Consider the following 25382-nt stretch of genomic DNA (forward strand, 5'->3'; position numbering starts at 1 on the left):
TTGCTTGTAGTATTGTTTCCACTAAAAGGGGTTGTGCGATGAAGTTAAAGTCGAGTGTAATGATCTCTGCTCTGGTGTTTCAAAGTGCTTGTATTGCAGCGCAATCCCCCGAGTTAATCTATGTCGCGAAAGAAGCGCGAACCTTGTACGATCGCGATCTTTATCTTTATGAATTACTAGAAAAGGCACTGGCTGCTGCTAAGTACTCAGCTCAAATCGAACACATAAAAATTCACCCTCATCAACAACGCACGTTAATGGCACTAAGCCGAGGTAAGGTTGATTTACATTGGTCGATGACCAGCCCCGCGCGTGAGCAAATCGCTATCCCCATAAAAGTCCCTTTGTATGATGGACTTATCGGACAGCGTGTGCTGATTGTTCATAAAGATATTTATCCAGCCATAAAAGCTGTTCGTTCGCTTGACGAATTAAAGCGCTTTACCGCGGTACAAGGACACGATTGGCCCGATACTAAAATTCTTAGTTATAATGGTCTGAAGGTCAGGCCAATTTCCGATTATCAAACCATGTTTAATTTAATTGCGGATAAAAAAGCGGATTATTTTCCACGCTCGGTGATTGAGGCAAAGTCGGAATTGATCGCACAAAATAACGAAAACCTCATGATCGTACCTGATTTTCATCTATCGTATTCAACTGCCTTTTACTTCTTTGTAAACAAAGACAAGCAAGCGCTGGCAAAGGCGTTGGAAGAAGGGCTTACCAAACTTCAAGCCTCTGGTGAGCTGCAGAACCTAAAACAAAGGTATAGTTTAGATAAACAGTTCACAAGCGCAACTATAAATTTGGTGAATCCTTATTTTACAGGAGGTTAACGCTTTCTGCGTAAGCTTGGTAGCGCATAGTCGTATTCTTCTTTATACGTTAAGGCAGTTAAAACAAGTAGGACGCCACAATTGGAAGCGTAAATAATGTAACCACTAACGTCAAAGCTGTAAAAGAAAATAGTACTATTGACACCTTTAGCATGTCTTAAATAGTTTTCAACCAAGGCTGCAAAGCTCATAAATACTCCTAAAATAGCTAACCAGGGCAAAATAGAGTCAGCGAAAGTAAACTTTACTTTTGCTTTGGGATACAGCTTTTTAGTTAGTTCTACTCTATGAGTTAATGGAAATACAACTGACAAATTTATTAGGAAATGTACGCCAAAAATAATGCTATTTTGGAGTAAGCGACTGCTTTCGGTTGAAGATAAGCTAATTAATCCGGACGAAAAAACAACGACTTCGAGAGAAAAAGGAATTGCAACCAGAATAGCTAAAGTGGAAATGTTAATATCTTTCAGCCGAATCCCCACCACCAAAATTGCAGAGATTGTCATAATATAAATTAGAAAGAAGTGATACCTAATATCATATAATACAAAAAGACCTACTCCGATCACAGCGTAGGGGAGAAGTAGATCTCTTATTGAAAAGTTCTTTTTCATTTTGACAATCTAAAACTTAGTCTTTCTTCTGAGACTCTTGGCTTTTTTGTACTGGAAATTCAGGCTCAAAAATACCGCCACCAGAAACCTTTTTGCATTCTTTCAAATTTAGCTTTTGCATTATCATAGTCCTTATTGAAGACACTTGAATACCAAGCGATCAAATTGTATTGGATTTATCTTTTATTGTGATTATCACAACTTCAGGAGAGCCGTGCCAGACTACTCAACCGACACTCCCTACAGGTACAAACTTAACACCAAATAAACACAAGGTGAATGAAAAATTAAAGAAAATTTTAAAATAATAGTTTAGATATATTTACACTATTCTAATGGTATGAAAAGTAAAGATAAAATCAATTTTTCACACTTTGAATTTGGCCATCTCAATCTCTAGATTTCCGGATAAAGATTTAATTGTGTCAGTCGCTTTATGTGCTTTTTCAGACACACTTGCCGTCTGTGAGGCCGTGTCAGAGATAACAACGACACGTTTGGCTGTATCTTCTCCTGCATCCAACTGTTCTTTGGCTGCTTGAGCTATTTGATGACTCATCTGCGATATAGATTTTAAAGAATCGGCGACTTGTACAAGCGCTTGAGATGCCTTAGATGACATACTCACCGTTTTTTCGCTTGTTGCAATGCTCAAGCTTACAGAAGCCTTGGCATCTTGAGTTGCACCCTGTAGTTTAGTGATCATGGTACGGATCTCTTCTGTACTGGTTTGAGTGCGCTGAGCAAGCTGCCTGACCTCGTCCGCTACGACAGCAAAGCCTCGTCCTTGCTCACCGGCTCGAGCAGCTTCTATTGCAGCATTGAGGGCTAACAAATTGGTTTGCTCGGCGATAGATTGGATAACGGTAAGTACATTAGCGATATTAGATACTTCTTCATCTAGTACTTGAATATTATTACCAGCGCTGTCAATTTGTTGCTCTAATAATGCAATTTCAGTTGCTGCCTGAGCAGTCAGTTTGTCGGCAGCATTACCTTGCTTTTCAGCCTCTTGAACTGAATTTGCAGCTTGCTCCGCATGTTCGACAACGGTTTGTGCTGATGCCGTGAGTTCTGTAATTGCTGAAGCCACCATTTGAGTTTCTGCATTTAAACTGCGAGTTAGGTTCTCAAGTTCTACAGAGCGCACCTCACTGTCTGATGTTTGGTTTTGTAGCGCCTTGGTTGCTTCTTTAAGTCCTTCAACTACTCCTTTTAATCCGTCTTGCATATAGTCCATGGCTGCGAGAATACTATAATCTTTACAGTCAGTAGTATTGATAGGTGTCGTGAGGTTTCCTCTTGAAACATGTTTTACGATTTCGAGCACATCATTGATTTCGGCACCCAGTTTATTGTTGAGTGACAGTCCAAACCGCGCAAGTGCGGTGGTCAATGCAACGGCAACCGCTAACGAAAGTGCGACTAACCAGATTGCGGTGTCCCAATAACGATCGTTCACTTCTTTGTAGCTAATACCTGTGCCGATGTACCAGCCAAACCCTGGTGTTTTTTGTACCACTGAAGTAAGGTCGACAACTTCTCCATCTCGCAGTGAAGTCCAATTGTAAGTAATGATCCGATCAAATTGGTTACCGACTAAGCGCTTCACCATGCTGCCTATGCTTTTTCCGTCAGCATCTTCAAAGTCATTAAAGCTGGTGTTATGTAGTTGGGGGTCATGAGGTGTTGCTACGAAGTCCATTTTATCATTAACAACATACACATACTCAGAGTCATGATATTTATTTTCTCTTAAAACCTGGATTGCCATCTCTTTTGCTTGTTGCTCAGTCAGTTTCCCTTGCTCTGCAAAGCGCTCAAACTGTTTAACAATATTAACCGTGCTTTTCATTAATTGGTTGATACGTGCAATATTATCGCTTTCACTGGCATGGCGCAGAGCTTGAAGACCTACAAAGGCAACAGCAAGTAAGGATACAAATATTGCGGCGGCAAAGGTAATTATTTTTGTTTTTAACGTGAAACTAGAAAACACAGGATCGCCCCCTAAAAATACTCTCATTACATGATTTAGCACGTTTAGGGGGAGTTTGTAAGTAGGTTAATGCTCTATGCGGACTATTTTGAGATGATATTTACTCATACTACACAAATAGGATAACTAGCTTGCATTAATTATGCTTATTTCTTCATCAGTTAACGGGCGATATTCACCTTCTGCAAGGTTTGGATCAAGCTCGATCCCTGCAATATTTTCTCTATGAAGTTCAACTACTTGATTGCCAACTGCGGCAAGCATACGTTTTACTTGATGGTATTTTCCTTCGCAAATAGACAAGCGTAGTGCAAATTTATCAATAAGCTCCGCTTTTGCCGGCAGGGTTGCTTGTTTTTCACCGTGTAGCTCAACGCCTTGTTCAAGCTGTGTTAGCGCTTCTTCAGTGAGCTCATCGCGGCTTTCTAGTACATAAGTTTTAAACTTTTGTTTTTTCGGCGAGGTGATTTGATGAGACCAATCACCATCGTTAGTGAGCAAAACCAAACCCGTCGTGTCGATGTCCAGCCTACCTGCAACATGAAAATCTTTTAAGTTAGGTTCTTCGATTAAATCGAATACTGTTGGGTGTAATTCATCACTATTTGCACACACATAACCTTGTGGTTTGTTTAGCATATAGTAGCGTAAACCCAAATACTCTAGGCGTTTGCCATCGAAAGTAATGTGGTCTGCTGGGGTGACTTGGATATCGCCTTTTTTGACGATATTGCCATTGACGGTAACTAGACCTTTTTTAATATTAATTTTGACCTTGCTGCGCGGCATCTCTGCAACGTGGCTCAAAAATTTCTCCAATCTACATGGAAATTTCATAGCTAAATAACTCGAATAATAAATTAGTTTTTGCGGTAAATATCGGATAATAAATCATAGCAATGGACACTGAGCGCAAAATGCTCCCCGACTTTTGCGAGCAAAAGCTTTAGTGCACCTTCCGTGAGCATTTGTTTTTGCGCTAATGTTCTACCAGCCATCATATGGATCTGCAGGTGAATAAATCCTTGTTTGCCATCACCTAGCTGAAAGTGCTCAAAAGCAACAGCACGGGTTTTGACGGAAGTTGGATCAAACAAGCCACTTGCACAGGCAAATTGCTGCACCTGTGATACTAACGCCTCGGTTTCAATTGGCAAATTAGCTGAGTGTTCGAGAATAAAGTGTGGCATGTGAAACTCCATGTTTTTGCATTAGGCTCAGAGTTTATGCTATTTATCAGGGGTTATTCCAGAAAAGAGTGAATTATTAGCATGCTGTCCTTATTTAAAGTCTCACCTTTGCTTAGCGGTGAAGAAACCCAATGGTTAATTGATACCTTTGTCTGGGCATTTGAGCATTTTGATGGCGAGTACTTTTTACATGAAACGCAGATCATTACTCCGACTCCCAGTTGTTTTCCTGAGCCGGTATCCAGCATTGAAGAAATGGCGGCAGTGGTTTTCTCCCGAGTAAAATCCTATGCAGGGCTACAGCAGTGGCCAATCACTTTAGTTGCGCCTGAACGCATGCTCACGTCGACCAGCATGACTAAGTTAAACATTGCAGGGCGTTGGCGCGGTGAGCAAGCGGTTATCGCTGAAGCGGCTGCGCCTATTTTGATTTCTTATAATCCCAATCAAATAAATCAGCCTCAAGATCTGATCGCCAGTTATGCAGGTGTTATGGCAAAAGTTCTAATTTTACAGCGTGGCGTGTTACCTCCAGGTGGGGAAGCGCAATTAGATGCAGCTTGTGATGTGCTGGCGAGCTTTTTTGGCTTTGGAGTCATGGTGTCTAATACCGTATATCACTTTAGGGGAGGATGTGGTTCTTGCTACAACCAATATGCTAACCGAAAAGCTGCACTGACGGAGCAGCAAAGTGTTTTTGTACATGCCCTAGTATGTCATTTTAAAGGAGTGAAAGATGGTCATAAGCATCTTAAGTCACACCTTGTGAGTCAGTATAAAAAGGCCAAAAAGCAAATTAATACCTTAATGAATAACTCAGAGCGGGGTGATTTACTGGCCTTACAGGAGCATGCACATGCTCGCTTATCTTGATGAGTTTATTTTAATTGCGCTGGCACATTTTTTTGCTGTCGCAAGTCCTGGTCCTGATTTTGCGATAGTGCTTAAACAAAGTGTACAGCAGGGTAGAGCAAATGCCCTTTGGACGAGTTTTGGGGTTGGCCTTGGTATTTTAGTACATGTCAGTTATTGCTTATTGGGAGTTGCGTTACTGCTATCTCAATCTGAAACCTTGTTCACAGCAGTAAAATACATCGCCGCGCTTTACCTAGCTTACCTAGGGGTCCAAGCGTTGCGGTATGCAAAACCCAATTCAGAGCAAGAAAATATTACTGAACACGCTGTTACTGAGTCTAATTGGACTGCGTTAAAACGAGGCTTTTTGGTCAATGCCTTAAATCCTAAAGCAACGCTGTTTTTCTTATCGCTTTTTACCTTAGTGATTGAGCCAACCACACCAAGCAGTGTGCAGTTGTTTTACGGTGTTTATATGGCGTTGGCTACCTGGACCTGGTTTTCATTTTTATCTTTAGTTTTATCAAAAACTACGGTAAGACAATTTTTTCGTCGTGCAGGACATTGGTTTGATCGCGGGATCGGTGTGATCATGTTATTGCTTGCAGTAAGATTGGTGATGTAATGAGTGACAAAAACATTATTAACTTTAGTTTTGGTTCAAATATGTCGACTGCACGTCTGCTTGCTCGCTTACCACAAGCGAAGCTACTTGGAGTGGGGAAATTGCATGGCTATCGGCTGACTTTTGATATGTTGAGCACCGATGGTTCAGCCAAGTGCAGTATTACGCCGAGCACTAAAGCAAATAGCCATGTTTATGGCGTTTTGTATGCGTTGGATGAGCAAGAAAAGGCGCGTTTGGACGACATTGAAGGGGAGCGCTACAGCTGTCATTGTTTGCCTGTTGAAAGGCAAGATGGCGGTATGGTGGACGCTTGGTGCTATATTGCTAACACCTTTGTGGAACATCAATTACCTTTCGATTGGTACGTACATCATGTGTTGGCCGGGGCAAAGGAGCATCAGTTTCCGACTAGCTATTTACAGGCAATTTCGGCGCAATCACACGTTACAGATAATAATAGTGACAGACAACAACAAGAATTAGCCATCTACCACTGTGATATTACGAAGTTAAATCTCAAAGCTTGACTGGTAACATCATGATTGGTTGTGGCAAAAAACCAAGGAAAAATAATGAAAATAAAACAATGGCTATTAACCTCAGGCCTAGTTGCTGCAAGTTTTCTTAGTGCGCAGGCAAGCGCGGCAGTAAACCAACAGGATGTTGAAGCTGCGGTAAAAAGTGCGATGGAAAAATTTAATATTCCAGGTTTGGCAATTGGTATTGTAGAAGATGGTCAGGTTGTGATGACCAAGGGCTTCGGGGTGACGCATTTAAATAAGCCTGCTAGGGTCAATGCGGATACCTTGTTTGGTATTGCATCCAATACCAAAGCATTCACGGCAGCAGCACTGGCGATGTTGATAGATCAAGGTAAGCTGAGTTGGGATGACAAAGTCATCAAGCATATTCCGGAATTTAAGCTTTACGATAGCTATGTTACTCAAGAGATGACTATCCGAGATTTATTAAGTCATCGAAGTGGATTGGGCCTTGGGGCGGGCGATCTTATGATCTGGCCTGATACTAATAAAACCATGCCTGAATTGCTTGCTGGTATTTCACACCTCAAACCGGATTCAAGTTTCCGCAGTCATTACGCTTATAACAATTTGATGTTTGTTGTTGCAGGAGAAGTTGTAAGCCGAGTCAGTGGTAAAGATTGGCGCGATTTTGTTGAGCAGGAAATGTTTACCAAGCTAGATATGGATGACTCAAAGGCTGGATTCTCTCGGATCCCGGCTAACAATAGTAATTGGGCGACTGGCCATATTCCGATGGATGGCAAACTTACACCGTTCTTTGTTAACTACCTAGAAGATTTCCGTGGTGCTGGCGCCATTGCGTCTAACGTGGATGACATGACCAAGTGGTTACAAACTCAGCTTGAAGGTGGTCGTTTACCTTCTGGCGAGCAGCTATTTAGCCAAGAGCAACAAGTGCAAATGTGGCATCCACACATTACACGTATTCCCGCAGGAAAAGCCGCAGAAGTATATCACCAGCAGTTTAGAGGGTACGGCCTTGGTTGGGCAGTAGAGGACTACTTTGGTTACAAGAAGGTGGGCCACGGCGGTGGGATTTTAGGTATGGTGTCGCAAGTTGCGATGATCCCAGAGAAAAAACTGGGTGTGGTGGTCTTATCAAACCAGCAAAAATACCCTGCACTTTCCGCGATTATCAATGAAGTGTTTGAAGATGCGCTTGGCCTAGAAGATAAAAACTGGGTGCAGATCATCGCCGATGATTACTTTAAGGCGCAACAAGAAAAATATGCCAAAGCTGGGATAATCGAAGTTGCAAAACCACAGCCTGCTTTACCGTTGAACAACTACACGGGGACATTAAATAGCGCTTGGTATGGCGATGTGGTAGTGGAAAAGCTTGGTAAGGCACTGCGCATTGATTTTACGCATACTAAGCGCCTAAAAGGGAAACTTGAGCACTTAACCGGTAACACTTTTGTGGTGCGTTGGGATGAGCCATTACTTGAAGCAGATGCTTACATCAATTTTGTGATGGATAAATCTCAACGGGTTAAGTCTGCTGCGATGGAGTTTGTTAATCCAGAAATAAGCGACTTTAGTTTCGATTTTCATAACTTGGATTTAAAGGCGAAAGAAATCCAGCACTAAGTATACCAAAGTATCAAAGCCACAATTATGTGGCTTTGATATAGTGAAAGAGTAGCTACTTAAATCAACCTCGTCGCAAACTAACATAGGATGTATATTCGTTATGCGTACTGCAATTATTACTCATCCATATTGCCGCAAGCATAAAATGACCGAGGAACATCCTGAGTGTCCTGCGAGGTTAGATGCGATATCAGATCGGTTGCTAGCGTCTGGACTTGATATCGCCATTGAACACAAAACGGCACTGAAAGCCGATACGTCACACTATGCATTGGTTCATGACCAAGCCATGATCAAAGAAGTCATGGATAAAATTCCTAATGAAGGGTTAACCGAACTAGACGGCGACACTTGGCTTTGTCCTGATTCTATGAGAGCGATTGAACGGGCTGTTGGCGCAGGAATACTTGCGGTGGACGAAGTCGTTGCTGGTAAACTTGATGCTGCATTTTGTTCTGTTAGACCTCCTGGACATCATGCCAATCAAAGTACTTCATCGGGATTTTGTGTCTTTAATAATGTTGCTATTGCCGCCGCTTATGCCAAGACAAAGGGCGTAGAGCGGGTGGCTATATTGGATATCGATGTACATCATGGTAATGGCACACAAGACATTTTCAAAGACGATCATAGCGTGTTATTTTGCTCTTTATTTCAGCACCCTTTTTATCCAAATACCGCGATTGAGAATCATCAAACACTTATCAATTCTCCATTGAGTGCGGGAGCAGATGGCACAGAATTAAAAGCCTTGGTGGAGCAACAATGGTTACCTAAGCTGCAATCATTTAAACCTCAGCTCATCTTTATCAGTGCAGGGTTTGATGGTCATTTAGAGGATGATATGGGCGGGCTCAAGTTTGTTGAACAAGATTACCAGTGGTTCACCGAGCAAGTGGTAGAGTTTGCAAACTCATCGGACTGTTTGGGGATTATTTCATACTTAGAAGGGGGCTACGATCTTTCTTCTTTAGGCCGCAGCGCTGTGACACATATCAAAGCGCTGGTTGAAGCCGGTTAGCTTAGACCTAACAAATCAAAAGCCTGCTGAGTATTGCTCAATTGGATTTTGCTCACGCAACACTGGCCTTCGTCAACGAGATATTGTTGCACTAATTCGGTTAAATATTTCAAATCAATACCTTGCACGGGCGCACCGTGTACGTTGCTGCAGCAATCGTTTGGGTATACTAGAATTAACCGTTTTAGTGACGCATCATCGAGCAGATGCGTTGCATCTCTAAGTGCTTTTTCATCTTCGATAAACTCAATACTTTGGTCTAATACCAGCAATAAAGGATAGCTTTTTATCGCCATAATTTGTTCTTGGTCAAGTTATAAAAAGTGTCGCCCAGTATACTTTAAATTGGAATAATATTGCGAGAGTGTGCTTATGGTTGGTGATTCACGTCAGTTACAGATCAAAGAAGTATTTACCAATAGCTTGTTATGTTGCGATGAGCAAACCAGTCTATACGATGCGGTGGCGAAGATGCGAGCCAGTAGAGTGAGCTCGATCTTTGTTACTCGTGCCGATGATATCATTGGTATCTGGACCGAATCGGATTGCGTTAAGCTCAATTTTAACGATCCCGACTTTGCACAGGTCCCGATCCGGGCCGTGATGACAGCACCAGTGCAAAAAATTCAAATAGATAAAACCTTGAGCGAGGCAACGGTCAAGTTCCACCAACTAGGGATCCGTCACTTACTCGTGGTGGACTCAGATAATCTGCCTTGTGGTGTGGTTTCTTTATCCGATATCGTGCGCAGTCAAGGGCTCGACCATTATTTGCACTTTAGACCAATTGAGCAGCACTTTGACTCGAGCATAGTGATTTTAGACAGTGAAGACTGCGTCTCTGATGTTATCAATAATATGCGTGAGCTAAAGCTTACCGCCGTGCTGGTGTATAACCGTGAATTAAATGAGTATGGCATTATTACTCAGCGTGATATTGCGTATATTATTCTCAACCCTGATTGGCGCCAGCCTTGCTGGCAATTGGCCAGCTATCCTATGCTCTCCATGACGCCAAAAGACAGCCTATTCGATGCTTACCGGCTGATGACGGTAAACTCCATTCGTCATTTGGTGGTGACTTCACCAGATTCGCAACAAGTGATTGGGCTATTAGCACTCAAAAATGTCCTGACTGAAATTGAAACTGCATATTGTAGTGAGCTGGAAAAAGTCCTAGTACAACGTGATATTGCACTGCAAAAATCGGAGAAAAATCTATATCTAGCTAACCGTATTATTGATGCTTCTCTCGATGGCATCATGATCACCAAAAGCTCAGGAGAAATAATCCAGATCAACCCAGCGTTTAGTGCGCTTACTGGCTACAAAAATTACGAAGTGCTAGGGAAAAACCCAAGTGTGTTGAGCTCTGGGCTACATGATGAATCCTATTATCAGAGTATGTGGCAAACGCTCAGAGAAACGGGTGTGTGGCAGGGCGAGATATGCAATCGTAAAAAGAGCGGTGAGATTTATGTTGAATGGCTCACGATTATTGAGATCAGAGAACCGTACAGTGACGATATGCTTTACGCAGCCATTTTTAGCGACATTACAGAGCGTAAAAATGCGGAAGAAAAAATTGCTCGCTTAGCCTACTTTGATGAATTGACTGGGCTGCCTAATCGTCGCTTATTCTACGATAGACTCTCTATGGCATTGGCATCAGCGCACCGTTATAAGCAAAAACTCAGTGTGATGTTTATAGATTTAGACCGCTTTAAAGAAGTGAATGACTCACTTGGGCACAGCGCTGGAGATGAGTTATTAGTGCAGGTTAGTGAGCGAATAAAGTCTATTCTAAACGAAGGTGACACGTTGGCCCGACTTGGTGGCGACGAATTTGTCGTGTTACTAAGCGAAGTGAATGGCATGTCGGAGGTTATTGAATTTGCAGACCAAATCTTAATGGCATTATCGAATCCCTTTCAACTTGGTGATATGCAGGTGGCTGCGACGGCCTCAATGGGGGCTGCTATTTATCCCGAGGATGGTCATGATACGGAAACTTTACTCAAACACGCCGATGTTGCTATGTATCGCTCCAAAGAAGTCGGGCGTAATTCATTCCAATTATTCGAAGCTTCGATGAATGCACGTTCATTTGAGCGTTTGTCCATGCTAAGTCGTTTTCAGAATGCCTTGGAAAATGACGAGTTTGAACTGCATTTTCAGCCATTGCAATGTTTAACCAGCAGTCGCATTTCAAGTGTTGAGTGTTTGCTAAGATGGCGTGACCCAAATCTCGGGATGATCTCGCCGGCCCAATTTATCCCACTTGCTGAGGAGCTCGGGCTTATTATGCGCTTAGATCAGTGGGTAATAGATAAAGCCTGTCAGCACTTGTCGCAATGGCAATGCGCTGGGGTTGAGATTAGGCGCATGGCGATTAACATCTCGGCGTCTCATGTCACTCAAGGCGACCTTTATCAGTGTGTCGCGCAGGCATTAAAAAAGCATAACGTCGACGGTAAGTATCTTGAGCTTGAGCTTACCGAAAATAGCTTCATCGGTAATCTTCACGAGGCTAAGTACACCTTGAAAAAACTCAAGGAGCTGGGTGTCAAACTGGCGATTGATGATTTTGGTACAGGGTATTCTGCGCTCAGTTACTTGGCTAAGCTGCCCATCGACATCTTAAAAATAGATGCGAGTTTTATCGCTAAAGTGCCCGATGAATATGGCAACAGCGAAATTGTTTCGGCAATTGTGGCGATGGCTAAGGCGCTCAACCTGCAAGTTGTAGCTGAGGGCGTTGAAAAGCCAGTACAGAAACGTTACCTGCGCAAGCTCGGTTGTCATACAATCCAAGGTTACGTCTTCTGTAAGCCGCTTACAGAAGACGATTGGCATGCATTTTATTCGTCAGAGAAGGTAATTTCGTAAGAAGTAAACTTACGAATATTGATCACACCATTATCAAAAATAAGGTATTGGCCTTTGATCCCTTCAAGCACGCCTGATACAACAGGGTCTTTATCAAAGTTAAACGAGCTGATTTTACTCGGGTGCTGGTTTACTGGGAAGGTGAGGTCGACCACGTCCTCGTCTAGCACTTCAATAGCGGTTGCACCAAAGAGTTCGGCGAGTTCGTCGAGTTTGGCTTGGATCTGTGGGATAAGTTTAGCGGCTTCTGCTTTGAGGTTTATTTCAGGGTTGATGCCTTTGAGCATATTGCGCCAGTTAGTCTTATCGGCAATAAACTGAGCCAGCGCCACTTCCACTAATCCTGACTGGTGACGGGTCTGCACCTTAAAAATCGGCAATGCTTGCGTTGCGCCTTGATCTACCCAACGCGTTGGGATCTGCGTATGACGGGTGATCCCAACTTTAAGGCCTGAGGTATTGGCCAAATACACATAGTGCGGGATCATACAGTTCTCTTCGCCCCATTGGGGTTCACGACAGGTACCTTGATCATAGTGACAGGTCTCTGGCTTCATAATACACATGTCGCAGCTGGCGAGCTTTCTCATACACACGAAGCAGTGCCCCTGCGAATAGCTTTTTTTGGTTTTTTTACCACAGCTACTGCAAAATATATTGCCGGTGAAGGTAAGGGTGACGGATTTACCAAAGTAGTCATTGAGTGATACTAAGTTATCACCCACGGGTAATTGATATTGAATAGGTTCAACAAGCGCTGACTTTAACTTGCTGAGTGTACCTTGTACTTGCATCTTTGCCCCTAAAAATGCTCATAAAAGGGTAGGATACCATTACAAACTAAGAAACGCAGTGTGTAAAAATGAAAAAGGCCAGCATCGAGCTGGCCTTACAAAACTGAACGCGAATTAGCTTTCGCGTGCGATTGCGCGATATGCGATATCTGTGCGGTACTCTACGCCATCCCAGTGAATGTCTTTCACTAGAGAGTAGGCGCGTTTTTGCGCTTCGGTTACCGTGTGGCCAAGGGCCGTTGCACATAATACTCGACCACCAGCGGTGACTACATGCTCGCCATCTTGCTTAGTACCGGCATGGAACACTTTTTCACCTTCAGGATAGTTCACCTGAAGACCTGAGATAGCGTCACCCTTAGGATAGTTGCCAGGGTAGCCACTAGCTGCAAGCACAACACCAACGGCAGCTCGCGGATCGAATTCAATCGATGTTTGATCAAGCTCTTCACGGTTTGCCGCTTCAATCAGCTCAACTAAATCAGATTGGAGGCGTAACATGATAGGTTGTGTTTCTGGGTCACCAAAGCGGCAGTTATACTCGATAACTTTTGGTGTGCCGTCTGCTGTGATCATCAAACCAGCGTATAGGAAACCTGTATAAGGGTGACCTTCTTTCGCCATACCTTCAACCGTTGGATTAATCACTTCGGCCATGATGCGATCATGAATATCTGGCGTGACTACAGGAGCTGGAGAGTATGCACCCATGCCCCCTGTATTTGGACCTTTATCACCATCGTACGCACGTTTGTGATCTTGGCTGGTGGCAAAAGGAAGTACATTTTTGCCGTCAACCATGACGATGAAAGAGGCTTCTTCACCTTCTAAAAACTCTTCAATAACCACACGGCTGCCCGCTTCGCCAAACGCATTCCCCGCAAGCATATCGCGGATAGCTTCTTCTGCTTCCGCTTCGGTCATTGCCACGATGACCCCTTTACCAGCAGCAAGACCATCAGCCTTAACAACGATAGGTGCCCCTTGTGCTTTCAAGTAGGCAAGCGCAGGTTCAATCTCTTCAAACGTTTGATAAGCCGCTGTTGGAATATCGTGACGTGCTAAAAAGTCTTTAGTAAACGACTTAGAGCCTTCTAGCTGCGCTGCCGCTTGAGTAGGTCCAAAAATAGCTAAGCCTTCTTCACGGAAACGGTCAACCACACCGATAACTAGCGGTGCTTCAGGGCCAACAATGGTTAATTGTACATTGTTTTCTTTAGCAAAGACGACCAAGGCATCGATATCTTCAACGCCGATAGCCACGTTTTCGAGTTTAGGCTCAAGCGCAGTACCTGCGTTTCCAGGTGCTACAAAAACCGTTTTTACAGATGGGTTTTGTGCGGCTTTGAACGCAAGCGCATGCTCACGTCCACCGCTGCCAATGACGAGTACATTCATGGCGAAATTTTCCTATTAAAGCTTTTTAAATTTTAAGGTCATGCGGTCGCTTTCCCCAATCGCTTTATATTGCGCTGCTTTTTCATCACCTAGCGCTAAGCGAGGTGGCAGAGTCCAGACGCCTTTTGGGTGATTGGCGCTGTCTAGCGGGTTAGCGTTAATGTCGCTGCTTGCAACTAATTCAAACCCAGCTTGCTTGGCGATATCAATAACATAACTTTGCTTCATATAACCTGACGACTTTTGATCCTCAAGTTGGCGGTGCTCAGGCAGACGGTGTTCAACAACACCTAAAATGCCACCAGTCTTCAGTGCCTTATTAAACGCGTTGAACGCGCTAAGTACACCTTCATCTCCCTTACCCATGTACCAGTTATGCACGTTACGGAAAGTTAGTACCACGTCAGCACTGCCTTGTGGTGCAATGTTGCTGTGTGTTACCGGTGCAAATTCCGTGATCTTTACTTCACTATAGTCTGGGTTGGTTGCTACTTTTTCTTTGTAGCTTTTTAATGAGCGTTGATAGTAGCCAACATCTGAATCAGCAGGGAAGTGCGCTGCATAATAGGTGCCTTGACCTTTAACCAGTGGCGCTAAAATCTCACTATACCAACCACCACCAGGTGCAATTTCTACCACGGTCATTGATGGCTCAATGCCAAAAAAAGCAAGCGTTTCACTTGGGTGGCGATACTGGTCTCGCGCTCTATTTTTCTCAGCTCGATTGTCGCTAGCAACTGCTTTTGCAATCGCGCTTGGTACTGCTTGGCTGGAGTTGGATTCTGTCGCGTTACAGCCCACTAAAGTGGTAAATACTGCAGCAGCGATAAGAGATTTCATACCTAGATTCATCGTTAGCTTCCTTCATTCTGTTATGATTATGCTGTAGCCAGAATACTGGAAATTAGCTGAAACAAAAAGCGCGAAACTCATAAGTTTCGCGCTTTATTGATTAATGGCGGAAGTGGCGCATGCCGGTAAACACCATTGCCATTCCCGCTTCATCAGCGGCGGCAATCACCTCTTCATCACGCATTGAACCACCCGGCTGGATAACCGCAGTGATACCCGCAGCTGCAGCGGCGTCAATGCCATCACGGAATGGGAAGAACGCATCAGAAGCCATGACAGAACCTGGAACTTCTAGGTTTTCGTCTGCGGCTTTAATCCCTGCGATTTTCGCAGAGTATACGCGGCTCATTTGGCCAGCGCCCACACCAATAGTCATCCCATCACGGGCGTAAACAATCGCGTTGGACTTAACAAATTTAGCGACTTTCCAGCAGAACAGTAGATCTTTTAGTTCTTGCTCTGTAGGTTGACGTTTCGAAACCACCTTAAGGTCGTCCAAACCAACCATACCTTGGTCACGATCTTGTACTAAGATACCGCCATTAACACGCTTAATATCGGTACCAGTGGTTTTGTTTGACCACTGACCACATTCTAGTAAACGTACATTTTGCTTTGCAGCAACGATTTGTGCGGCTTCTTCTGATACGCTCGGCGCGATGATAACTTCAACAAACTGACGCGCTACGATGGCTTCCGCCGTGTCGCCGTCTAGCTCTCGGTTAAAGGCGATGATACCACCAAAGGCAGAAGTCGGGTCAGTCTTAAACGCGCGGTCATAGGCGGCAAGAATGTTTTCATCTACCGCAACACCGCAAGGGTTTGCGTGTTTTACGATAACACAAGCCGGCTTATCAAACTCTTTAACACACTCAAGTGCCGCATCGGTATCAGCGATATTGTTATAAGACAGCGCTTTACCTTGAAGTTGTTTAGCCGTCGCGACGGATGCTTCTTCAATGTTGTTTTCAACATAAAAAGCAGCGTCTTGATGCGAGTTTTCACCGTAGCGCATATCTTGCTTCTTAGTGAATTGCATATTGATAGTGCGAGGGAATTTGGTTTCCTCTGCTGCTTCTTCCGTATAATCCGGAACCATTTTACCGAAGTAGTTGGCAATCATGCCGTCATACTGTGCGGTATGCTCGTAGGCAGCAATGGCAAGGTCGAAACGTGTCTTGTATGTTGTAGAACCAGAGTTTGCCTTCATTTCTTCAATGACACGGCTGTAGTCATTCGCATTTACAACAATGGTCACGTCTTTGTGGTTCTTAGCCGCAGCACGAACCATAGTTGGACCGCCAATATCGATATTTTCGATTGCATCTTCTAGGCTACAGTCAGCTTTCGCAACAGTTTGTGCGAAGGGGTATAAGTTGACTACTACCATATCGATTGCTGAAATATTGTTTTCAGTCATGACGTCTTCGTCTTGACCACGACGTCCTAAGATACCGCCGTGCACTTTTGGGTGAAGCGTTTTAACGCGACCATCCATGATTTCTGGGTGGCCAGTGTAATCAGATACTTCTGTTACTTTAATGCCGTTGTCTGCAAGTAGTTTGCAAGTACCGCCAGTTGATAAAATTTCTACGCCTTGAGCTGCAAGTGCTGTGGCGAATTCAACGATACCGGTTTTATCTGACACGCTTAGTAGGGCGCGACGAATTGGACGATGTATATCCATGATGGTTCAGGTTTCCTCAATGATTAGTTAAGGGCTAGCTTAGAAAGCCGGTATTTTAGCGCATTATTGTTAAGATGACGATGTTAAAAGGCGAGATAAACATGAGAAAAGTGCGATATGAAAAGGATAAATGTCCGCTAGCTGCTGAATTTTAAACAATAAAAAAGCACCCGAAGGTGCTTTTTTATCAACTAAATTTTACCAGCAGTGCTTAGTTCATGCCGTATTTTTTTAGCTTCTTGCGAAGTGTGCCACGGTTGATGCCTAAAAGGATCGCTGCACGAGTCTGGTTACCACGAGTATAAGTCATAACCTCTTCAAGTAGAGGTGCTTCAAGCTCAGAAAGAACTAACTCATAAACGTCTTGTACGTCTTGACCATTAAGCTGCTTTAGGTAGTGATGTACAGCTTTTTTAACTGCATCGCGCAAAGGTTGCGGTTTCTCTTGTGACTGAACATGAGCGTTAGTAATAAATGGAGAAGTCACATTTTGTTCGAACATCGTTATGTCTCTTTCTTAGTTAGCCTGAAGGATGAATAAATTCATTCACCCTAATGTTTCAAAATAGTCTTCTAATGCCTCGATTTGCGCTTCTGGCGTCTCCAAGGCATTGAATACTCGCCTAAATTGACCTTCTTGGTCATGGGCCTGCAAATACCAAGATACATGCTTGCGTGCGATGCGCGCTCCCATTGGCTCACCATAGAATTGATGAAGATTTACTAAGTGCTCCATCAATATTGCTCGAACCTCTGCTATTTCAGGTTCTGGCAAATGTTCACCGGTTTGCAAATAGTGGTCTATTTCTCGGAAAATCCAAGGACGACCTTGGGCGGCTCGACCAATCATAATGGCATCTGCGCCCGTGTATTCCAGCACCTGCTTCGCTTTTTCAGGAGACGTAATGTCACCGTTTGCTACCACAGGAATAGATACTGAACGTTTAATTTCTCTGATCGTGGCGTATTCAGCTTCGCCCTTATACATACATGCTCTTGTACGGCCATGCACGGCTAGCGAAGCAATGCCTCGACGTTCAGCTATGCGAGCAATCTCAACACCGTTACGATTGTCTGTGTCCCATCCTGTACGGATTTTTAACGACACAGGTACATCAACAGCAGCAACCACAGCGGTTACGATTTCGTCAACCAACTCTGGATATTGCAACAATGCTGAGCCTGCAAGCTTCTTGTTCACTTTCTTAGCGGGGCAGCCCATATTGATATCTATGATCTGCGCACCGTTTGCGACATTAAATTGTGCTGCTTGCGCCATCAACTCAGGATCCGCTCCTGCGATTTGTACCGAGCGAATGCCCGATTCACCGCTGTGATCCATGCGATTTTGCGACTTATCGGTTTTCCACACTTTTGGATTTGAAGACAACATTTCTGATACCGCAAGCCCTGCACCTAGACGTCGACACAGTTGTCGAAACGGTCTGTCGGTGATCCCAGCCATTGGTGCTACGATAAGATTGTTTTCAAGTTGGTATGGACCAATACGCACTACAGTTTAATCCGCCTTACCTCAAGGGGCGCTAAGTTTACGGTTTTTTTCGCAAAAATCAAAGGTTATAAATTGAACATAATTGCTTTTTTTTTGAACTTTATGGGTTGACATTTGATAACAACCTGAGAGCTCAGATAATTTGCACGAAATTTATGCAAAAACAATTTTAAAGGTACAATTTGAGTCGAAAATTTAAGCTGTGAAAAATGCGTAAAGCCTGTTAATTACAGGCTTTACCAGTTAAAACTTACTAACTTTCATTGAGCCGCTGATACTTTTGTCAGCGTTACGTTAGCAGCCTTATTTTTTCACACCGCTGACGCGCGTCCATTCACCCTGTTGGGCAATGTTGTCTAGCTTTAAAAATGGCGCATAAACATCCGCAACAGATTGCGCTTGCTCTTCTAAAATCCCAGACATGGCGATGGCACCTTTGTCGCCCAAGAAGCCGAGAATAATTTCGTGTAGCTCTCTCAGCGGCTGTGCAAGAATATTAGCAACAACGATATCAGCACTGAATTGCGGCTGGTTTTCAGGTAAATACACTTCTAGTTTATCTGCAACGCCATTACGCTCGGCATTATCGCGGCTTGCGATAAGCGCTTGTGGATCGATATCAATACCAATCACACGCTCAGCGCCTAATTTGATTGCTGCAATACCTAAAATCCCAGAGCCACAGCCAAAATCAACGACCGTTTTACCGCTGAGGTCTTGTTGTTCTAGCCATTGCAGGCAAAGTGCGGTTGTGGCATGGGTACCAGTACCAAATGCAAGGCCTGGATCCAGTAACACATTGACGGCATTGGGCTCTGGCACATCACGCCAGCTTGGGCAGATCCATAATCTCTCACCAAACTTAATCGGATGAAAATTATCCATCCACTCGCGTTCCCAGTCTTTGTCTTCTAGCTGTTCAAGCTTGTAGTTCAACGGCTTGTGATACTGTGATTGGACAAAGTCAACGACTGCTTGCATATCATGATTCGCTTCAAACAAACCGATCACCGTTGTCTCGGGCCATAGGATGACTTCGCCGGGTTTTGGTTCGTAAACGGGATTGTTTTTACTATCCATGAATGTGACAGACGGACAACCGACATCCATAAGCATATCGCTTAACGCATCGGCATCGGCTTTATCTGAATAAATTCGGATTTGGATCCAAGCCATGTGTGTATACCTATTTAATCCAATTAATATAAAAAAGGCCGCTGAATAGCGGCCTTAATCTTATTTGCTACTTTTTAGCCCTTAACGTCTAAAAAGCTCTTTAATAGATCTGAGCGAGAAGGGTGGCGCAGCTTACGTAACGCTTTAGCTTCAATCTGACGAATACGCTCACGTGTTACATCAAACTGTTTACCCACTTCTTCTAACGTGTGGTCTGTATTCATATCGATACCGAAACGCATACGTAGTACTTTAGCTTCACGAGCGGTAAGACCTGCAAGTACCTCGTTGGTCGCGCCACGAAGACTTTCCATCGTTGCTGAATCAATCGGCGACTCGATAGTTGTGTCTTCGATAAAGTCACCAAGATGTGAATCTTCATCATCACCAATTGGCGTCTCCATTGAGATCGGCTCTTTGGCGATTTTTAACACTTTGCGGATCTTGTCTTCAGGCATCATCATACGTTCTGCCAATTCTTCAGGACTTGGCTCACGGCCCATTTCCTGTAGCATTTGACGAGAGATACGATTCAGCTTATTGATTGTTTCAATCATATGCACTGGAATACGGATAGTTCTTGCCTGATCCGCAATCGAGCGTGTGATCGCCTGACGGATCCACCACGTTGCATATGTTGAAAACTTATAACCACGACGGTATTCAAATTTATCAACCGCTTTCATCAGACCAATGTTACCTTCTTGGATCAGATCCAAGAACTGCAGGCCACGGTTGGTATACTTTTTAGCGATTGAAATTACAAGACGTAAGTTCGCTTCAACCATCTCTTTCTTCGCACGGCGAGCTTTCGCTTCACCAATACTCATGCGACGGTTGATGTCTTTAATACGCTCAATGCTAAGACCCGTGCTATCTTCAAACGCTTTAAGCTTGTTAACACAACGTTCGATTTCAGGTTTTACTTCAGCAAGTTTTGCCGAATGTTTTTCACCTGATGCAATTTCAGCATCGATCCATGCGGTATCGGTTTCATTGTTAGCAAAGTGCTTAACAAAAACCTTTTTTGGTACCTTAGCAATCTGGACTGCTTGTTTCATGATGATACGTTCTTGAACACGCACTTTGTCCATCATGTCGCGCATGTTATTTACCATGCGGTCGAATTGCTTAGGTACTAACTTGAAAGTACGGAAGTGATCGCCGATTTCCTGAATTGCAGCTTTTGCATCTGGGTGCGAGCGACCTTTACTTTCAAAAATTTCTCTCGCTGTATTATACAATGTACGAAGATGTTCAAAATGCTCACGAGCTTCTTCAGGATCAGGGCCTGAATCGCCTTCTTCTGAGTCGTCATCGTCATCATCTTCATCATCATCTTCGTCATCTAAGTCTTCATCACTTAACTCAGAACCGATGTGTGTTGCTGAAATTGGTGCTTCATCTTCCTCAATAGCATTAGGATCAAAGAAGCCAGAAACAATGTCGCTTAGACGCATTTCTTCTGCTTCGTACTTGTCCCATTGCTCTAGAAGATAAGTAATAGCTTCTGGGTATTCAGCAACAGAAATCTGTACTTGGTTGATCCCTTCTTCAATGCGCTTAGCGATTTGGATTTCGCCTTCACGAGTTAGAAGTTCAACCGTACCCATTTCACGCATATACATACGAACAGGGTCAGTTGTGCGGCCAATTTCTTTTTCTACTGTTGCTAATGCCGCAGCTGCTGCTTCCGCAGCATCCTCATCTGTTGTTGTTTCTTGCATCATCAACTCATCAGCATCAGGCGCATTTTCAGAGACCTGAATACCCATATCGTTGATCATGCTGATGATATCTTCTACCTGATCTGAGTCTATGATGTCTTGTGGAAGATGATCGTTAACTTCTGCAAAAGTTAAATAACCTTGCTCTTTACCTTTCTGAATCAGAAGTTTGAGTTGTGACTGAGGAGATTGATCCATAGAGAAATTTGCTTCCACTCTGAAAAGTTGATACAACAGGCGCCAGCCATTTAACAGCTAAATTTTGATGACGCAGTGAATAGAACATTATAGCACCGAAAATTGCTATTGACTAGAACTTCTACTGTTTAAGCGCTTGGGTAAGGAGTGCGCATTCTAGCCGCTCATCATTTGTTAAGCCTTCGGTTTTCTCCTTTATTAATAGGGTCTCTAGGCGATAATTTAAACACTGATCTTCAATAAATTGAAAAGTATTTTTAAATTCGTCTTCTAGCCTATCTTCAGCAACGCCATGTTGCCATATCGCAAGCTTTTTCAAGGCATCGAATTCAGCCTGGCCGCGATAGTGTTCAAGTAACTGCGCTGTGTTTATTTGTGGATTATCACTACATAACATTTGTAAGCTCAGCAGTAGTTGAATACCTGGGATCGCCATTTCACCGAGTTCAGGCATATACTCAACCGTTTGCGCAAGCTGTGGATGTTGGAGCAGTAAGCCAATCGCTCGACGCATCGGAGTCACTTTAAATTGGCGCTCAATTTTATTCTGCTGTTTGTTACTTGCCAATTTAGCACTAAGCTGCTCACGAGTACGACCAATTAACCTCGCTAAGGTAGTTAACAAACTCTCTTGGTAGTAGTCACTGGGTATTTTGCTGATCAGTGGAATGGCATCGGTAAGCAGCTTGGATTTGCCTGCATCATTTGTAAGGTCGCATTGCTCACGTAATTTGGTAAACAATACTTGCGTATAATCGCTTGCCGTTTCCAGTCGTGCTTCAAAGGCGTCTTTGCCTTCTTGCTGCACTAATGAGTCCGGATCTTCACCATCAGGCAAAAATACAAACTGTAGTGACTTACCGTCTTTCAAGTTAGGTAGGGCATGGTCAAGCGCACGCCAAGCAGCATCGCGGCCAGCTCTGTCACCGTCGTAGCAGCAGATCACTCTGTCGGTATTACGAAACAAAGTTTGCATGTGTTCAGCTGTGGTTGCAGTGCCTAATGCGGCAACGGCGTAATCAATGCCTTTTTCTGCTAGGGCAACGACGTCCATATAGCCTTCCACAATCAACACCTTATCTAATTGCTTGTGTGCTTGCTTGGCTTCATAAAAACCATAAAGCTCGAAACTTTTATGGAAAATGCGTGTTTCAGGCGAGTTTAGATATTTAGGGCCTTGATCTGCACCCATTATCCTTCCGCCAAATGCGATGACACGACCACGTTTATCACGAATAGGGAACATCAAGCGATCGCGGAAGAAGTCAAATTGGCGGCCAGCTGACTTTTCTGATGCTAATTTTAAATCAAGCAGTTGTTGCTTGTGTTCTGGCTTGCGGGCTATTTGATTGCACAATGCTTCCCACTCAGGTGGTGCATAACCAATCATAAACTTTTGTACAGTTTCGCCACTCAAGCCGCGCCCTTTTACGTAGTCAATTACTTGCGTGGCATTGCTATGGTGCTTTAACTGATGCTGATAAAACTTAGCCGCTTGGAGCATTAAGTCATAGTCAGACTTTTTTTCTTCCATTGAACGTTGCGGCCCTTGCGGGGCATTTTCGCGTGGTACTTCTAAGTTTAATAGGGCGGCTAATTCTTCAATAGCATCGACAAACTCAAGCTTGTCGTATTCCATTAAAAAGGAAATTGCGTTGCCATTAGCACCACAGCCGAAGCAATGATAAAACTGTTTATCACGTGACACGGTAAATGAAGGCGTTTTTTCATTGTGAAATGGACAGCAAGCTTGATAGTCTTTTCCTGCTTTTTTTAATCCCACGCGACCGTCTATGAGCTCGACAATGTCCGCTCTTGCGAGCAAGTCATCAATAAACTGTCTAGGGATTTTGCCTTTCATTTAAGTTCCGAAGTTGTATTAGTGAGTGAGCGCATTATATCAAGGAGCAACGAGAAAAAATCAACTTAATTCAAGTGAGATATTTTATCAGCGCTGCATTGATGCGAATGACGCCTAAAACGAAGAAACCGAGCACTAGGCTCGGTTCACTTATCAATCATACAATTGTATGTGGGCTTAAGCGGTAAGTCTTTGCTTAATTAAACCAGAGACTTTACCCATATCAGCACGACCTTCAGCTTCTGCTTTAATCGCACCCATTACTTTGCCCATGTCTTGCATGCCTGACGCACCAGTTTGTGCAATCACGGCATCAATTAGCTCGACAATTTCATCTTCGCTAAGTGGCTTAGGAAGGAATGTCTCAAGTACGCTAATTTCGTTAGCTTCGATCTCAGCTAAGTCTTCACGCCCTGCATCTTTATACTGGGTATAAGAATCGCGACGTTGCTTAACCAACTTAACTAAAACCGCAGTAATGCCTGCGTCGTCTAGTGTAGTTTGGTTGTCGATTTCTCGCTGTTTAATTTCAGCAAGTACCGCACGAATCGCGCCAAGACGAAGTTTATCTTTGGCTTTCATCGCTTCTTTTTGTGCGTCTTTTAGCGTAACTAATAAGCTCATTGATACAAGACCAATACTGATTAGTATAATTTAACGCGACGTGCGTTTTCGCGAGAAAGCTTCTTCATGTGACGCTTAACCGCTGCAGCTTTTTTGCGCTTACGCTCAGCAGTTGGCTTCTCGTAGTGCTCGCGACGACGAACTTCAGAAAGGATACCTGCTTTTTCACATGAACGTTTGAAACGACGTAGTGCAACGTCAAACGGCTCGTTTTCTCTTACTTTAATTACTGGCATTAAAAATTCACCTACCTAATTAATGAGCTTAGCTCTATCTGGCTAAAAACTAGCCAATTGGTTCAAAAATGGTGCGGTATTGTAATCTGAAGCAAGACCGCATGTAAAGCTTAAATTATAGCTAAAAACACCAGCCCTGTCATGTCATACGCTAGCGGCTGTTTTTTCATTCTTTATGGGGGAATTTCAGCGCTGATAAAGACGGCAGATCACTTGTCCTGCATGCTTTTCTTTAATTACTTGCCAATTTTCTGGTGTTTCAGGTTGTGCCTCTTGTTCAAATTCAACATAGATGAGTGCGTCTTCGCTGAGCCAAGATTGTGACTCAAGTAAGTCACAACAAGGAGTCACAAGCCCTTTGCGAAAGGGTGGGTCAATAAAAACCAAGTTATATTGCTGTTGCTTAGGGTTATTTGCCAGCATGGTTAATGCGTCGGTATTAATGATTTCAACGTTATCCAGCTTAAGTAAGGTTGCATTATTGCTAAGCTGCGTCGCCGCGGTTTTATCCAGTTCGATAAAGGTTCCGCTTGCTGCAAAGCGTGAAATAGCCTCAAATCCTAGACTGCCAGCACCGGCAAAGCAATCGAGTACTTTTGCGTCTCTTACATCCTGCATGAGCCAATTAAAAACGGTTTCTTTCATTCTATCCGTTGTTGGTCTTAATCCCACAACATCATGAACTGGTAACTTGCGACCTTTATGTTTGCCACTGATCAGGCGAATAAATCCCGACTGTTTGGTATTTGACTTAGGCTTAGATTTTCTCATAGCGACGTAATTTGCTTCTTTATTAAAGGTTCTTGGTGTCAGGATTTTTCATCCTTACGGAACATGGTACACTTGCACGCAATTTTGTCTAAGCACTAAGGTTGCCATCCTCGGCTTGCCTTTCGAGCCCAAAATTAAGTGTGATATCAATCCAAGTAAAAGCAATAAGCTGATGCGGATTGGCGCTTTCGAGTATGGTAGCAAGATCATCAACATTTTGCTTTGGGTTTATGCAATTTATCTAACACGGTCATAAGTGAATATGGGAAAGAAAAACAAATTTTTATCTTGGTTGGGCTTTGGTAAATCCGATAAAGAGCAACAAGAAGCAGAGCGCCAAGAGCAGTTAGCAAAAGAACAAGCTGAGCG

Annotated in this window: 24 protein-coding genes; 7 read left to right on the forward strand and 17 right to left on the reverse strand. The window is 43.6% G+C overall.

From position 1 onward, the window contains the following. Window positions 1–38: 38 nt before the first annotated feature. Window positions 39–839 (forward strand): substrate-binding periplasmic protein, encoded by an 801-nt coding sequence (locus CWC03_RS01910; RefSeq protein ID WP_138580361.1) that lies wholly within the window; start codon window positions 39–41, stop codon window positions 837–839. Here the strand turns inward: CWC03_RS01910 and CWC03_RS01915 are convergent. From CWC03_RS01915 to CWC03_RS01930, 4 genes are all read right to left on the reverse strand, one after another. Beyond that, window positions 836–1456, reverse strand: coding sequence for a hypothetical protein (locus tag CWC03_RS01915; protein WP_249313920.1), 621 nt, complete (start codon window positions 1454–1456; stop codon window positions 836–838). The genes CWC03_RS01910 and CWC03_RS01915 overlap by 4 nt on opposite strands. A 367-nt stretch (window positions 1457–1823) precedes the next feature. Then, on the reverse strand, window positions 1824–3455 hold the full coding sequence (locus tag CWC03_RS01920; protein WP_138580377.1) for a methyl-accepting chemotaxis protein: 1632 nt from the start codon (window positions 3453–3455) through the stop codon (window positions 1824–1826). Window positions 3456–3581: 126 nt separating this feature from the next. Next, window positions 3582–4292, reverse strand: a complete 711-nt coding sequence (rsuA, locus tag CWC03_RS01925) for a 16S rRNA pseudouridine(516) synthase RsuA (RefSeq protein WP_171040191.1) — start codon at window positions 4290–4292, stop codon at window positions 3582–3584. A 23-nt stretch (window positions 4293–4315) separates the two neighbouring features. Then, window positions 4316–4645, reverse strand: coding sequence for a 5-carboxymethyl-2-hydroxymuconate Delta-isomerase (locus tag CWC03_RS01930; protein ID WP_138580363.1), 330 nt, complete (start codon window positions 4643–4645; stop codon window positions 4316–4318). 81 nt (window positions 4646–4726) lie between these two features. On the opposite strand from CWC03_RS01930, the gene CWC03_RS01935 reads away from it, so the two are divergent. The 5 genes from CWC03_RS01935 (at window position 4727) to CWC03_RS01955 (ending at window position 9287) form a co-directional block, all read left to right on the forward strand. Next, a complete protein-coding gene (locus CWC03_RS01935; RefSeq protein ID WP_138580364.1) occupies window positions 4727–5518 on the forward strand; it encodes a hypothetical protein in 792 nt (263 codons plus the stop codon). Further along, a complete protein-coding gene (locus CWC03_RS01940) occupies window positions 5502–6125 on the forward strand; it encodes a LysE family translocator (RefSeq protein ID WP_138580365.1) in 624 nt (207 codons plus the stop codon). The genes CWC03_RS01935 and CWC03_RS01940 overlap by 17 nt, the downstream gene beginning before the upstream one ends. Next, complete coding sequence (locus CWC03_RS01945) at window positions 6125–6655, forward strand: gamma-glutamylcyclotransferase family protein (protein WP_138580366.1); 531 nt, start codon at window positions 6125–6127, stop codon at window positions 6653–6655. The genes CWC03_RS01940 and CWC03_RS01945 overlap by 1 nt, the downstream gene beginning before the upstream one ends. A 45-nt stretch (window positions 6656–6700) precedes the next feature. Then, the gene (locus CWC03_RS01950; protein ID WP_138580367.1) at window positions 6701–8263 is read left to right on the forward strand and encodes a serine hydrolase; all 1563 of its coding nucleotides are present in this window, start codon (window positions 6701–6703) and stop codon (window positions 8261–8263) included. A gap of 103 nt (window positions 8264–8366) precedes the next feature. Next, on the forward strand, window positions 8367–9287 hold the full coding sequence (locus tag CWC03_RS01955; protein ID WP_138580368.1) for a histone deacetylase family protein: 921 nt from the start codon (window positions 8367–8369) through the stop codon (window positions 9285–9287). Here CWC03_RS01955 and CWC03_RS01960 read toward each other — a convergent pair. Then, entirely contained in the window at window positions 9284–9583 is a 300-nt protein-coding gene (locus CWC03_RS01960; RefSeq protein WP_138580369.1) for a DUF4144 family protein, read from the reverse strand. The two genes, CWC03_RS01955 and CWC03_RS01960, sit on opposite strands and share 4 nt — an antisense overlap. Before the next feature lie 76 nt (window positions 9584–9659). Between CWC03_RS01960 and CWC03_RS01965 the strand changes: the two genes are divergently transcribed. Continuing rightward, window positions 9660–12176 (forward strand): EAL domain-containing protein, encoded by a 2517-nt coding sequence (locus CWC03_RS01965; RefSeq protein WP_138580370.1) that lies wholly within the window; start codon window positions 9660–9662, stop codon window positions 12174–12176. Here CWC03_RS01965 and CWC03_RS01970 read toward each other — a convergent pair. From CWC03_RS01970 to rsmD, 12 genes are all read right to left on the reverse strand, one after another. Then, window positions 12149–12970 carry a DUF2797 domain-containing protein gene (locus tag CWC03_RS01970; RefSeq protein ID WP_138580371.1) on the reverse strand — a complete coding sequence of 274 codons (822 nt, stop codon included), beginning with the start codon at window positions 12968–12970 and terminating at the stop codon, window positions 12149–12151. The genes CWC03_RS01965 and CWC03_RS01970 overlap by 28 nt on opposite strands. Window positions 12971–13084: 114 nt before the next feature. Beyond that, window positions 13085–14368, reverse strand: coding sequence for a phosphoribosylamine--glycine ligase (gene purD / locus CWC03_RS01975; protein ID WP_045990370.1), 1284 nt, complete (start codon window positions 14366–14368; stop codon window positions 13085–13087). Window positions 14369–14383: 15 nt separating this feature from the next. Next, on the reverse strand, window positions 14384–15220 hold the full coding sequence (locus CWC03_RS01980) for a class I SAM-dependent methyltransferase (RefSeq protein ID WP_138580372.1): 837 nt from the start codon (window positions 15218–15220) through the stop codon (window positions 14384–14386). A 100-nt stretch (window positions 15221–15320) separates the two neighbouring features. Continuing rightward, window positions 15321–16907, reverse strand: a complete 1587-nt coding sequence (gene purH / locus CWC03_RS01985) for a bifunctional phosphoribosylaminoimidazolecarboxamide formyltransferase/IMP cyclohydrolase (RefSeq protein WP_039492703.1) — start codon at window positions 16905–16907, stop codon at window positions 15321–15323. A gap of 211 nt (window positions 16908–17118) precedes the next feature. After that, window positions 17119–17409, reverse strand: a complete 291-nt coding sequence (gene fis / locus CWC03_RS01990) for a DNA-binding transcriptional regulator Fis (RefSeq protein WP_010374122.1) — start codon at window positions 17407–17409, stop codon at window positions 17119–17121. Between the two features lie 45 nt (window positions 17410–17454). Continuing rightward, window positions 17455–18420: a tRNA dihydrouridine synthase DusB gene (gene dusB / locus CWC03_RS01995; protein ID WP_010374120.1), complete on the reverse strand. Its 966-nt coding sequence runs from the start codon at window positions 18418–18420 to the stop codon at window positions 17455–17457. A gap of 303 nt (window positions 18421–18723) precedes the next feature. Next, window positions 18724–19596 carry a 50S ribosomal protein L11 methyltransferase gene (prmA, locus tag CWC03_RS02000; RefSeq protein WP_138580373.1) on the reverse strand — a complete coding sequence of 291 codons (873 nt, stop codon included), beginning with the start codon at window positions 19594–19596 and terminating at the stop codon, window positions 18724–18726. A gap of 74 nt (window positions 19597–19670) precedes the next feature. Next, on the reverse strand, window positions 19671–21521 hold the full coding sequence (rpoD, locus tag CWC03_RS02005) for an RNA polymerase sigma factor RpoD (RefSeq protein ID WP_128727704.1): 1851 nt from the start codon (window positions 21519–21521) through the stop codon (window positions 19671–19673). 121 nt (window positions 21522–21642) lie between these two features. Next, window positions 21643–23382: a DNA primase gene (dnaG, locus tag CWC03_RS02010; protein ID WP_138580374.1), complete on the reverse strand. Its 1740-nt coding sequence runs from the start codon at window positions 23380–23382 to the stop codon at window positions 21643–21645. A gap of 177 nt (window positions 23383–23559) precedes the next feature. Continuing rightward, window positions 23560–24006: a GatB/YqeY domain-containing protein gene (locus tag CWC03_RS02015; RefSeq protein WP_128727706.1), complete on the reverse strand. Its 447-nt coding sequence runs from the start codon at window positions 24004–24006 to the stop codon at window positions 23560–23562. A gap of 20 nt (window positions 24007–24026) precedes the next feature. Next, the gene (gene rpsU / locus CWC03_RS02020; RefSeq protein WP_010362466.1) at window positions 24027–24242 is read right to left on the reverse strand and encodes a 30S ribosomal protein S21; all 216 of its coding nucleotides are present in this window, start codon (window positions 24240–24242) and stop codon (window positions 24027–24029) included. A gap of 186 nt (window positions 24243–24428) precedes the next feature. Next, on the reverse strand, window positions 24429–25013 hold the full coding sequence (gene rsmD, locus CWC03_RS02025; protein ID WP_138580375.1) for a 16S rRNA (guanine(966)-N(2))-methyltransferase RsmD: 585 nt from the start codon (window positions 25011–25013) through the stop codon (window positions 24429–24431). Between the last annotated feature and the right edge of the window lie 369 nt (window positions 25014–25382).

The organism is Pseudoalteromonas sp. S2755, assembly GCF_005886535.1.
Classification (GTDB): domain Bacteria; phylum Pseudomonadota; class Gammaproteobacteria; order Enterobacterales; family Alteromonadaceae; genus Pseudoalteromonas.